Raw genomic sequence first — 11,715 nt, 5'->3', positions numbered from 1 at the left:
TATTTAGTATTTAAAAAATACACAGTATAAAGTTTTATAAAATTTAAATCAAAACTTTATACTGTGCATTTTTATGTTTAACTATTTTATTACATTTTACTTACTTCTAAGTTTACGAGATATTCTAATTTTTGCCTTAGTAAGCTTCGGTTTTACATTTTCAATTAATTGATACAGTGGTTTGTTTAATACATAATCAAACTCACCTATTTTTTCACTTAAATATGTGCCCCAAACTTTTTTGAATGTCCATAAGCCATAGTGATCGGAGTCTTTATCAGGATCATTATCAGTACCACCAAAATCATAAGTTGTTGCGCCGTGTTCCCTAGCATATTGCATCATAGCAAACTGCATATGATGGTTTGGTAGAAAATCACGATATTCATTTGAAGAGGCACCATATAGATAATATGATTTGTTACCTGCGAACATTAACAACGCGCCTGACAAATAAATACCTTCAGGGTGCGATAGTTCTAATTTTTCCATATCCTCAATTAATTCTTGGGTTTTAACGATTTTATTATTTACATCGTTGATTTTATTTAGTGTTTTTTTATCTTGTTTTTTTTCAGCTAATTTAACTTTTTCTTGCTCAAGCTGTGATAAGTCTTCTCTTAAATCTTCGAGTACTGGTTTAGGCTCTAATTTAACTAAGAATAATTCTGCATCGCCATCTGGATTCATAGCATCGTATATATTTTGGAAATAACTAATATCACGTGTTAAAAAGCCATCACGTTCACCTGTAATTTGCATTAAGTTAGCAAATGTTTTTAAGCCTTCTCTATTAGAACGCTCAACAGTCGTACCACGTTTTAAAGCTAATCTGACTTTTGAACGATTACGTCTTTCAAAACTTTGTATAAGTTCTTCATCCGACTTTTCAATTGGTGTTATCATTGTCATTCTTGGTTGTATATAATCTTTAGATAAACCTTCTTTGAAACCTTTGTGTTTAAATCCTAGTGATCTTAGGTTTGTTAATGCGTCAGCACCTTTGTCTACTTCAACATCTGGATCAATTTTAATAGCGTACGCTTTTTCTTCTTTTGCAATTTGCATTGCGTACTCTAAAAGCGTTTCTAATGCGAGTTTATTACTGTAATCTGTAACAAAACCTCTAGAAATATAGCATAACGTATATGGTAACTTAGGTACCTTTTTGAATAATAGTTGAGCAACGCCTTTTACTTCGCCCTCTTCTCCAACTGCAATACGTTTTGAATACCATCCAGTTAGTGTTTTTGTTTCTGCCCATTTTGTTAATTGTAATAAATCACCCTGTGGATGCGACTTAACAAATGCATCATGCGCTTGATTTGTGATATTCATCTTTTCCATACAACTGATGTCTCCTTTACCAATTCAATACTTTGATATTATACATTGCTTCGCTCATAATTTCACATATAAACAATTCATTTGTTATACTATATTAAAAGAAATAACGAGGTGTTTTCATGCGTATTTTTATTATTGGATTATTACTGATTATTAATTTAATCTTTGTAGTTCAAGCTTTTATCGAACCACTGTCAATATCATACTTAAGCTTAAGAGTAATTTTAGCAGCGTTGTCTTTTGTTATATGTGTTTACTTATTATTATTACGTACACATAAAGTCGCCACGTATTTAACTATTTTAACACTTATTATTTCATTGATACACATTTTCATTATTGCACATAGTGCATACCTTTATATTTATTAATCTGCCTCGAACTGATAGCTTGCTCCTCGAATAATTAAAGTATACGATGATGAAGTTTTATCGTCTCTTAATGTGACTGATTTATACCCTGAATGTTCACCATCATAAATGTGGTAAACGACATCATCATTTTTTAATTTTAATGCAGTATATGTTTTAGTTTCACTTATTTTTTCCATATCAAACCAATATTCCCATTTTTTTACAGTATGCTCTCGTTCTGTGCTGTGTATATTAATTGTTCTAATCGTAAATTCTTTTTGTTGCAACGGTTCTAATTTTGCATTTCTCACTTCTTCAGCTTCACTCCACTGTATAAAAAATGGTGGTTTTACTCTATAGTCTGGATCTGCAATATAAAGCAATTTCCAAGATGTTTTATCACCTTTCACATTTTCCCTATGCATATCTATGGGACCAATGACCTCTATATTTCTCGTTTCCAAATCTTTTTTCAATTGATGAATATCTTGCGTACGAAATGCCAGTGTTTTTATACCTTGACTATAATTATCTTGTACTATTTTAGAAGGAAACGATACACGTCCTTCATCTGTTTTTATCATTTTTAATAATACGTCGGGTTTATACACGTCTAACAACTCTATATATGCATTATTCAAATAGGCTAATCTGTTATAAGTTCCCAACCTTTCATGGTGGCCACCTTGATGTAATTTAAACAAATGCCCCGGATATTTAAAGTTATCTAATTGATGAATATAATGAATCATATGATCTAATTTTAAATACTGCATTAGGTATCTCCCTTATTTTAGCTTTAACTATATCTTAACAAATTGTATACCACTTTACTTGTCTTAACTAACGCTACGTAATAAATTTCTTATCTCCATAAACTTTTTCTTGAATTTTTAATGATTTTACATCGCCTACTATTGATTTTTTTATTAAAAAAGAATAGAATAAGTATGCTGTAAATTAAGTTAGCAAAGCTAACTATATTAGGAGGTCATTATGGAAAAAAATATTATATTTAATAACCTTATTGCAATTTATAGACCATACACAAAATTGTTTCAACCTATATTTGAAGAGTTTGATCTATATCCTGCTCAATGGTTAGTATTTAAAGATATAGCATACAATGCGCCTACTACTTTGGTACAAATATCAAAGCGCCGTGCCATCGAGAAACCAACGACACGTAAGATTTTAAAAGTACTTTCTGAAAAATCATTGCTTTCAATTGAGCCTGGAATTGATAAAAGGGAGAAATTATTAGCACTCTCAAAAGAAGGTCAGCTATTATATAACAACATTAGTACTCGAGTTGATAAGGTACAAGATCAGCTTATTGAAGACACAGGATTATCTGAAGGCGATCTTAAACAAGCAGTTAAGACTATTCAATCAATACATGAAGCTATAACAAAAATGGAGGAAGGGTAATATGAATCAAGCAATACCAACAAAATCACCCATATGGACAAAAAGTTTTAATATAAACTTTATAACCAATTTTTTAATATACTTATGTATGTACTTACTTATAGTAATAATCGCCAGTTATGCTAAATCTGAATATAATGTTTCAGATAGCACCGCTGGCTTAGTAACAGGACTCTTTATCATAGGTTCCTTAATTGGCCGTTTTGTAACTGGTAAATATGTAAATAAAGTCGGACCGAAACGTATATTGTTAATTGGATTAGTATTTTTACTCATTACCCAATTGTTATATTTTATAGAAGGTTCTATAACATTACTCATGTTTACTAGACTAATCAACGGTATTGCTACAGGAATTACTACAACGGCAACAGGCACCATCGCTGCTTATGTCACGCCTAATGATAGAAAAAGTGAAGGCATTAGTTTATTTTCTTTAAGCCTTGTTATTGGTGCAGCTATTGGCCCTTTCCTTGGTTTACTATTAATTAATACTTTTCCAATTAAGATGTTATTCTTAATTTGTCTTGTTTGTGGTGTAGTAAGCTTATTAATTTCTTTCTTTGTAAATCTACAATTTAAGCTCGATACAACTGATACAACTACTCAAAAAACAACAAGTAAAAAATTCAACATTAATAATTACATTGCAAAAGAAGCCATACCTGTAGCAATAATTATGTTGATTTCAGGTTTAACTTATTCTTCAATACTTACATTTTTGCAATTCTTTGCTCAAGAGATAAATTTAGTAACGATTTCTAGTTACTTCTTTATATTTTATGCCATTGCATCATTGATCACTCGACCAATTGCAGGTCGTCTCATGGATCAAAAAAATGAGAACGTCATTGCATATCCTGCCTTTGTATTCTTAATCCTTACATTCGTTACTTTAAGTATTACAAATAATGGTTGGTTACTCATTCTTGCTGGCTTGTTCTTAGGTGCAGGTTATGGAAATATTTCATCCTGTATGCAAGCTATTGCCATTAAAGTATCACCACCTGCTAAATATGGTATAGCAACTTCAACCTATTTTATCGGATTAGATTTAGGAGTTGGGTTTGGACCATATGTTTTAGGCTTTATGACATCCTCCGTATCTTATGCACAATTATATGCTATTATGGCCGTCATCGTACTTATAGCAGCTATTATTTATTTCTTCTTACATGGCAGAAAAGTTAAAACAACTTAACTCATTGTAATAAAAAGAGAACGGAAAGGAATCAAATTTTGATTTCTTAGTCCCGTTCTCTTTTTTATGTATGCTTTTATGTAGACTTGATTATTGTGCTACTTTAATCGTTTCTATTTCTTGTATAATATCATCAAAAATCTTAGTTTGAATATCATTGAAATAATAATAAACTTGTCTTTCATCTGTCTCAGAGCGAACTTTAGACATGAGTTCTTTTTTATAAATTTTTCGTATAATCACGTCAATCTTGCTCGTGTCCCATAACATTTCGAAATGAAGTGTATCTCTCAATTCCTTTCCGCTGATTTTTTTAGCTTCATACACTTTATACAACACAACAAATTCTTCAATTGATAAATGATGTACGGTCTTCAACCAATGTTTTAATTGACTTAACGCTCTTTCAGAAGTTATAAAATAAGATACTTTACTTTCCATAATAATGGCCTCCTCATCGTTTTTTCTTGTTGTTTTAATGGCTCTATAATGAATAAGCTTCGAAAATATTATATAACATTTTCTTCATTAAATCTATTATTTTAAAAGTAATAGATAAATATTTTTTACTATTGTCTTTCATTTATATAGCTTCTTATACATACCAAGCATTTTTTTGTTTTAATTAAATCCCTAAAGTAAATATAAACATTTTTTTTAATAGAATATCTTAAAAAATCTTTATTTTAAAATTTGAAAATGTCTATTATTAACCTTTATTTTGTTAAATAAATAGAATGATTTTTTATCTTGTGATTTAACACAAAAAACGCTGAGAGCATATTTATTTAAGCTGCTCCAGCGTTTTATGATTTTAGATATTATGTCAGCGTCAAAACTATAACAAGTCTAATAGATAGATTGACAACTATCTAGTGATACTAACCACCAATATAATTCATATTAATTTTTTTGCGCTTTCTATTTGCTACGGTTTGTTCCGTACGTTCATCTGAATATCTATCATCTCTAACGTTCCATAGTACTTTAAATTGTTCAAATAGCTCGTCATCAGTTGCTCCAGCACGCATAAATGATTTCACATTAAAGCCATCTACTGTACTAAATAGACAACTATAGAACTTACCGTCTGATGACAATCGACCGCGTGTACAAGTAGAGCAGAAAGATTGAGATACACTAGTGATAAGACCAAACTGCGCACCATTATCTTTATGACGATAATATTTAGCGACTTCGCCAAAATATTTTGGCTCAACAGATTCAATATCAAACTCTTTTTCTATCATATTTAACATTTCATCTTTTGTTACCACTTTACTAAAATCCCATCCATTATCGTTTCCAACATCCATAAATTCTATAAATCTAATCTCAATATCTTTCTCTTTGAAATACTGAATCATAGGTAGAATTTGGTTATCATTTACACCTTTTTGTATAACCACATTTACTTTCACATGGAATCCTATGGAAATTGCATAATCAATCTGTTGCAATATTGTAGAAGCTTTTATATTTCTATTATTAATCGCTTGAAACACTTTGTCTTCAATTGCATCTAAACTTACATTAATACGTCTTAAACCCGCATCATATAATTTTTGACCATGTTTTTTTAACAATAAGCCATTTGTCGTTAGACCAATATCTTCTACGCCATCAATCTGATTCAATTCATAAATCAATTTATATAAATCACGTCTGAGTAATGGTTCACCGCCTGTAATACGTATTTTTTTCACACCTAATTGTGTGTATACTTTCGAAATACGTACCATTTCATCAAATGTAAGAAGCTCGTCTTTAGGTAAGAAAACAAAATCATCGCCAAAGATTTCTTTAGGCATGCAATAATCACAACGGAAATTGCATCGATCTGTAACTGATAATCTTAAGTCACGTATCGGCCGCCCGAGTTTATCAGTGATTTGTTCTACCATATCGTTAGCCCCCCTTTATCTATTTATAATTTCATGTTGTAAAGCGTCCAAATCATACTGGAAATTAATATTTTTATACCAATAATCAGGTGATTCAATTGTATTAACATCTAACCAATCGCTTGCAACTTTAGTATAAACATTCTTTAAACTATAATCCTCTGAATTCAGTGCCTTATCAATGTAAGTTAAAGTATGTGGACTGTAAAAGGCAAGTGTAGGTATCGGTCTACCCGCTTCTTGAAAACCTGCAATATCTAACTGGTCTTCAATAAGGTGTTCCACCATAAATTGATATAATTTACTTATCGCTTTTTGAGTAATCATAGGTGTGTCAACGGAAATAACAAAGAAAAGTTCTTCCTCTAGGTGTTGGCTCATGACTGATCTAATACCTGCCAAAGGCCCTTTATCTTTATTCTGGTGTTCATCTATAATTATATTTGGGTAATCAAATTGTGTCGCAAGATTTTCATTGGTACTTATAATAATTTGATTAAACATGTTCGTTGCTTCTAACACATCTATAATTCGCTCATAAAATGTTTGCGATTCAATTTGTGCAAAAGCCTTAGGTTCACCGAATCTCTCTGACTGTCCTCCGGCAAGTATAATTGCTTTCATCTCTTCTTTACCCTCCGCTAACTGGTGGAATCAATGCGACAGTGTCATTAGGTTGGACAATGTCATCATTTTTCACAAATTCTTCATTTACTGCTATTTGAAATTTTTTATCACTAATACTAGGATAACGTTTAAATAAATCTGTAATAAATTCATCTACAGTAATATCATAACTTAAATCGATGTCTTCTGATTGTTTTGCTAATATTTCTTTTATCTCTGCAAAATAAAGTACTTTCATGATTGGCCTCCTTCAATCGCATCCTCATAGCTTCCATGTTGATGCCCTTGCCATTGTGCACCATCTTCCCATATTTCCTTTTTCCAAATAGGGACGATTTCTTTGATACGCTCAATTGCATATTCATTTGCTCTGTATGCATCTTTTCGATGTGGCGAAGATACACTAATGAGTACTGCAATATCTGAAATAGCTAACGGGCCAATTCTATGAACGATTGTCGTTTGTGTACCAGGCCATTGTTCTGAAATTTCATCACCTATTTGAGCTAACTTTTTTTCTGCCATAGGAATATAGGCTTCATACTCTAAATACTCTGTTTTAATTCCTTTTGTCCATTCCCTTACATGACCTGTAAAAACAACAACTGCACCTTGATGTTCATTCAGTACATAAGATCTATATTGCTCTGTCTGTATCGGCTCGCTTGTCACTTCAAATTGCTTCATTTAATTCATTCCTTTGATATTAAAAAAGATAATAACCATTGGTCATACTGACGTAAAGCCTCTGGTTTTGATATATTAATGGCATACTTAATATGTGTTAAATGATTTAGTGCATTTCGGTCGTTTTCATCACGATAAACTAACACTTTATCGTAACTTGCTTCTTTAAAACCCTCTACCAATATTACGTTACTGTCTATTGTAACAGATTCTTCTATGATTTCATCAAGCGTTTTGTTTTGTGTTCTGGTGACACTTTGTTGGTAAGCATTACCTTGAACAATACTTTGATCTGCACCTGCATAAAAGTGTTTCATATGGTCAACATGATTATTTTGTAATGTGATATCAGGGTGGTCCTCAGAGTTATGATGTCCATGATGTTTCACCGTTGCTACTGTGTGGTGATGTTCTTTTAATACCTGAATTGTATGTTCCATTAATGTGGTTTTCCCAGAGCTTTTCAATCCAACAATTTGTAAAATCATATAAAGCATTCCGTTTCATAAGCTTGTGATTCAGTTAATATTACATTTACCGTATAACCTTTTTTATATCCTCTTGTTCCACCTGGTAACATAATCATGGCATTACTATGTGCAATCGCTACAACTGCACCTGATTTGTTAAATCCTGAAGGAACTGCTGTCATTTCTTTGCCGTTAAAAGTGACCGTAGCACGAATAAATCTCGTAAATGGGTTTGCTTTTGTAAAATCTTCCATCAATGTAGCTTGCACGACTTGAGGATAAAGTGCATTTGCATGCATCATATGTTGAACTACTGGCTTAACGTATAACTCAAAGCCTGTAAAGCATGCTGATGGATTTCCAGATAAACCAAATAGATACTTACCTTCTGCTACTGCTACTGTCGTCACACTTCCTGGACGCATAGCAATTTTATTAAAAAGGACTTCAGCATTTAATGCTTCGTATATTTGTGGTAAATAATCAAAATCCCCAACTGATACACCGCCAGTAGTAATGACGATATCATGCTGTTGCATCGCTTCTGTAACCACTTGAATACTACTTTCTAAATCATCTTGTTGTATTTGATAACGTTTTACTTGTAAGTCTAATTTACTAGCCAATGCAGTAATCATTGGCCCATTAGAATTCCTTATTTTCCCAGGTTCTAAATCATCACTCACATCTAATAACTCACTTCCTGTAGCAATTACGGCTACGCTTGGTTTTTTAAAAACAGGAACTTGTGCATAGCCATATGTAGCTAATACTGCAATGGCACCAGGATTAATTTGTTGTCCTTTTTGTAAAATAACGTCACCTATTTGAGTTTCTTCACCTTTTAAAGAGACGTTCTCATTTGGTTTAAATGCTTTACGTAATGTGAAACTTTGTCCTTGTTCTACAGTTTGTTCTAACATGACGACTGCATCTGCACCTTCAGGCATCGCGGCACCTGTCATAATTCGAACTGCTTCAAACGCACCAACTTTTTTATCCGAAACAGCACCGGCACCAATATGGTCAATTACATTGAAAGTTAGACGGTGCGCACCACTTGCATTTGTTGTATCTTTACTTCTAATGGCAAAACCATCATAGGGTGATTTGTTAAAACGTGGAATTTCGTATGTAGCAATAATATCTTCAGCCAATATATGGTTTAAACTAGCATCTAGGGGCACTGTAGCCTCATCCATATAAATATTTTGACTCACAACGCGTTCAATGGCTTCACCTACTGGAATTGGATTTCTTTTCTCAACTGGCATCTAAATCTACTCCTTATATTAATTAATTTCGTGATATACTAGAAAACGATTAGGAGGGATATGTTTGTCTGAATTTACACATATTAATGAACAGGGCAATGCTAAAATGGTAGATGTTTCTGAAAAAAATATTACGAAACGTACTGCAATCGCACATTCAAGCATTACCGTAAACCCAGAAATCCATCAACAAATTGTTGATCATACAAATAAAAAAGGAAATGTTCTTAATACTGCACAAATTGCAGGTATTATGGCAGCTAAAAACACTGCTGATATTATTCCAATGTGTCATCCTTTACCACTAACAGGTATTGATGTTGAATTTCAGTGGCAGAAGAATACGCAATCTTTCACTTTGAATATCCAAGCAACTGTGTCTACTACTGGAAAAACAGGTGTCGAAATGGAAGCATTAACTGCTGCAACTGCTGTAGCACTTACTGTTTATGATATGACAAAAGCTTTAGACAAAGGTATGGTTATTGGCGAAACTTATTTACTATCTAAATCAGGTGGTAAATCTGGTGATTTTGAACGAAAAGCATAATTAATACTTACGCTCAACTCGAATAAAGTCTCTAAGACATAAATACGTGTCTCAGCCTCAATAATTATTTTGGCAGTAGCTATGTCATATATAAATACACGAGTGTGAAGCTCTTGTATTCTTTTTTCTAGTAAACCTTGTGAGAGGGCGGGAAAGATATCAAATTTCGTATTTTGATTCTTCTCACCCTCTTTATTTAGTTATTTCTTTAACCAAATGATTTAATTCTGGTTTTATTAACTTCTCCAATGCTAATTTAACAGCTCCAGTAGATCCTGGAATACTAAAGATTAACTTGTCATTTACTGTCCCCGCGATTGCTCGAGACAATAATGCTCTCGTACCTACATCCTCAGCATAACTAAGATATCTAAACAGCTCTCCAAATCCTTCAATTTCTTTAGTGAAAAATGAAGATACTGCTTCTATAGTTACATCTCTTTGTGCAATACCAGTGCCACCTGTAGTAACAATCACATCGATGTCTTCACTTAACCATTGCTCAACTTGCATTTGAATAGCTTCTTGTTCATCTTTTACTATTTTATAATGTGACTTATCGATTGAAACATTTAATTCCGATAACAGCTCTATTACTAATTTACCACCCTTGTCTGTCTTATAATCTCTTGTATCAGAAACTGTCAATACTGCACATTTTATATCTTGATTTAACTTAACATTTGTATGCATTGTTACACTCCTTTAGCCAAATAGTTGGTTTATTAAAGTAATCGCTTGTTGAGGATTCGTCATACCATGTATCAGTAATCTGCCACCTTTAAAGCTAACAATACGATAGCCATTATATTCAAAGTGAATCATATAAGGATTACGTCGATAGGCAATATTTTGCTGAGTTAAAAATGTTTCTAATATTTCCTGGGAAATATTAGGGTTTTCGTATTGCACTGTATCCCTACCACACAAACTAGCAAACTGTCGTTTCGTTTCATTTAAATGTGGATACGTAGGCGCGCAACCACAAGTCTTGCAATCGCTCCGTTGTAGTTTACTAAATCCAAATGTAAAGTGTGTGCCTTCCCATAAATCTCCATAAGTTACTTTAGTCGGAACGTGTTGTTCAGTTAAAATCTTTAGCGCATCCCTCATCTGCAAACTTGTAGTCATCGTCACTGCAGGTTGAATTACACCTACCGTATCACATGTCATATTTATAGCTGGTAACTGTGGCACTAAGCAATTAAAACATGGCGTGTGTCCTGGAATAAAAGCAGCTTCTACATAAGTACTTTGGACTACCCCACCATAAATCCACGGTATGCCTTTTTGAAAAGCAAAATCATTAATTAACTGTCTCGTTTCAAAGTTATCTGTTGCATCTAATATAAGTTGAGCTGAACCAGCATTGTCATCTAAAAACTGACGATTTACATGTGCAATATAACTATGAATCTTCAAATCTTGTCTAATATCCAATAATTTTTGTTTAGCAGCAACAACTTTTGGCAAACCTTCCAACGCATCCGATTCACTAAATAACGTTTGTCTTTGAAGATTACTATATTCGATATAATCTCTGTCTACAATAGTTAATGTACCAACCCCTGCTCTAACTAAACTTTCAGCAAGATGCGTACCAAGTGCCCCCACGCCTACAATGAGCACGTGTGATTGCATGATTTTATCTTGTCCTTTAGGACCTATATGTTTAAATAACGTTTGTCTTGAATAGCGGTCTTTTGTCACTACAATAACCCTCTCTATACATCATTGTATCCATTATAAATCTTGCATGCGAGAGTAACAACGGTTTGCCATTAATATTACAAAAAGTAGTGAATTCCCTATGTATTTTTGATTCTGAGCACTAGCAATGATTAGTATAACTAGAAATGTTAAAGGTTTTA

14 protein-coding genes are annotated in these 11,715 nt (G+C 32.7%); 3 read left to right on the top strand and 11 right to left on the bottom strand.

Features of this window, described 5'->3' with window-relative positions:
* Positions 1 to 96 precede the first annotated feature (96 nt).
* Complete coding sequence (locus SOJ_RS04715) at positions 97 to 1,347, bottom strand: lipid II:glycine glycyltransferase FemX (RefSeq protein ID WP_002506953.1); 1,251 nt, start codon at positions 1,345 to 1,347, stop codon at positions 97 to 99.
* 367 nt (positions 1,348 to 1,714) lie between these two features.
* Positions 1,715 to 2,476, bottom strand: a complete 762-nt coding sequence (locus SOJ_RS04705) for a VOC family protein (protein ID WP_002506952.1) — start codon at positions 2,474 to 2,476, stop codon at positions 1,715 to 1,717.
* A gap of 220 nt (positions 2,477 to 2,696) precedes the next feature.
* On the opposite strand from SOJ_RS04705, the gene SOJ_RS04700 reads away from it, so the two are divergent.
* Positions 2,697 to 3,131 (top strand): MarR family winged helix-turn-helix transcriptional regulator, encoded by a 435-nt coding sequence (locus SOJ_RS04700; protein ID WP_002506951.1) that lies wholly within the window; start codon positions 2,697 to 2,699, stop codon positions 3,129 to 3,131.
* 1 nt (position 3,132) lies between these two features.
* Positions 3,133 to 4,332: an MFS transporter gene (locus tag SOJ_RS04695; protein WP_002506950.1), complete on the top strand. Its 1,200-nt coding sequence runs from the start codon at positions 3,133 to 3,135 to the stop codon at positions 4,330 to 4,332.
* A gap of 90 nt (positions 4,333 to 4,422) precedes the next feature.
* Here the strand turns inward: SOJ_RS04695 and SOJ_RS04690 are convergent, their stop codons facing one another.
* From SOJ_RS04690 to SOJ_RS04660, 7 genes are all read right to left on the bottom strand, one after another.
* A complete protein-coding gene (locus SOJ_RS04690; RefSeq protein ID WP_002506949.1) occupies positions 4,423 to 4,773 on the bottom strand; it encodes a SarA family transcriptional regulator in 351 nt (116 codons plus the stop codon).
* A gap of 440 nt (positions 4,774 to 5,213) precedes the next feature.
* Positions 5,214 to 6,236, bottom strand: coding sequence for a GTP 3',8-cyclase MoaA (moaA, locus tag SOJ_RS04685; RefSeq protein WP_002506948.1), 1,023 nt, complete (start codon positions 6,234 to 6,236; stop codon positions 5,214 to 5,216).
* A 15-nt stretch (positions 6,237 to 6,251) separates the two neighbouring features.
* Positions 6,252 to 6,860 (bottom strand): molybdenum cofactor guanylyltransferase MobA, encoded by a 609-nt coding sequence (gene mobA / locus SOJ_RS04680; protein WP_002506947.1) that lies wholly within the window; start codon positions 6,858 to 6,860, stop codon positions 6,252 to 6,254.
* Positions 6,861 to 6,867: 7 nt separating this feature from the next.
* Positions 6,868 to 7,101: a molybdopterin converting factor subunit 1 gene (gene moaD / locus SOJ_RS04675; RefSeq protein ID WP_002506946.1), complete on the bottom strand. Its 234-nt coding sequence runs from the start codon at positions 7,099 to 7,101 to the stop codon at positions 6,868 to 6,870.
* On the bottom strand, positions 7,098 to 7,550 hold the full coding sequence (locus tag SOJ_RS04670; RefSeq protein ID WP_002506945.1) for a molybdenum cofactor biosynthesis protein MoaE: 453 nt from the start codon (positions 7,548 to 7,550) through the stop codon (positions 7,098 to 7,100). Before SOJ_RS04670 ends, moaD begins: the two co-directional genes overlap by 4 nt.
* Before the next feature lie 5 nt (positions 7,551 to 7,555).
* Positions 7,556 to 8,038 carry a molybdopterin-guanine dinucleotide biosynthesis protein B gene (mobB, locus tag SOJ_RS04665; RefSeq protein WP_002506944.1) on the bottom strand — a complete coding sequence of 161 codons (483 nt, stop codon included), beginning with the start codon at positions 8,036 to 8,038 and terminating at the stop codon, positions 7,556 to 7,558.
* Entirely contained in the window at positions 8,035 to 9,294 is a 1,260-nt protein-coding gene (locus SOJ_RS04660) for a molybdopterin molybdotransferase MoeA (protein WP_002506943.1), read from the bottom strand. Before SOJ_RS04660 ends, mobB begins: the two co-directional genes overlap by 4 nt.
* Before the next feature lie 64 nt (positions 9,295 to 9,358).
* Here SOJ_RS04660 and moaC point away from each other — a divergent pair, with 64 nt between their 5' ends.
* A complete protein-coding gene (gene moaC, locus SOJ_RS04655; protein WP_002506942.1) occupies positions 9,359 to 9,844 on the top strand; it encodes a cyclic pyranopterin monophosphate synthase MoaC in 486 nt (161 codons plus the stop codon).
* Positions 9,845 to 10,036: 192 nt separating this feature from the next.
* Here moaC and SOJ_RS04650 read toward each other — a convergent pair whose 3' ends face one another.
* Together SOJ_RS04650 and SOJ_RS04645 are read right to left on the bottom strand one after the other, a co-directional pair.
* Positions 10,037 to 10,537 (bottom strand): MogA/MoaB family molybdenum cofactor biosynthesis protein, encoded by a 501-nt coding sequence (locus tag SOJ_RS04650; protein WP_002506941.1) that lies wholly within the window; start codon positions 10,535 to 10,537, stop codon positions 10,037 to 10,039.
* A 12-nt stretch (positions 10,538 to 10,549) separates the two neighbouring features.
* On the bottom strand, positions 10,550 to 11,554 hold the full coding sequence (locus tag SOJ_RS04645; RefSeq protein ID WP_002506940.1) for a ThiF family adenylyltransferase: 1,005 nt from the start codon (positions 11,552 to 11,554) through the stop codon (positions 10,550 to 10,552).
* Between the last annotated feature and the right edge of the window lie 161 nt (positions 11,555 to 11,715).

This window comes from Staphylococcus sp. OJ82, assembly GCF_000294465.1.
GTDB classification, from domain to species: domain Bacteria; phylum Bacillota; class Bacilli; order Staphylococcales; family Staphylococcaceae; genus Staphylococcus; species Staphylococcus equorum.
Note: the sequence above shows the minus strand (reverse complement) of the source record. Positions and strands in the feature narration are given on the sequence as shown.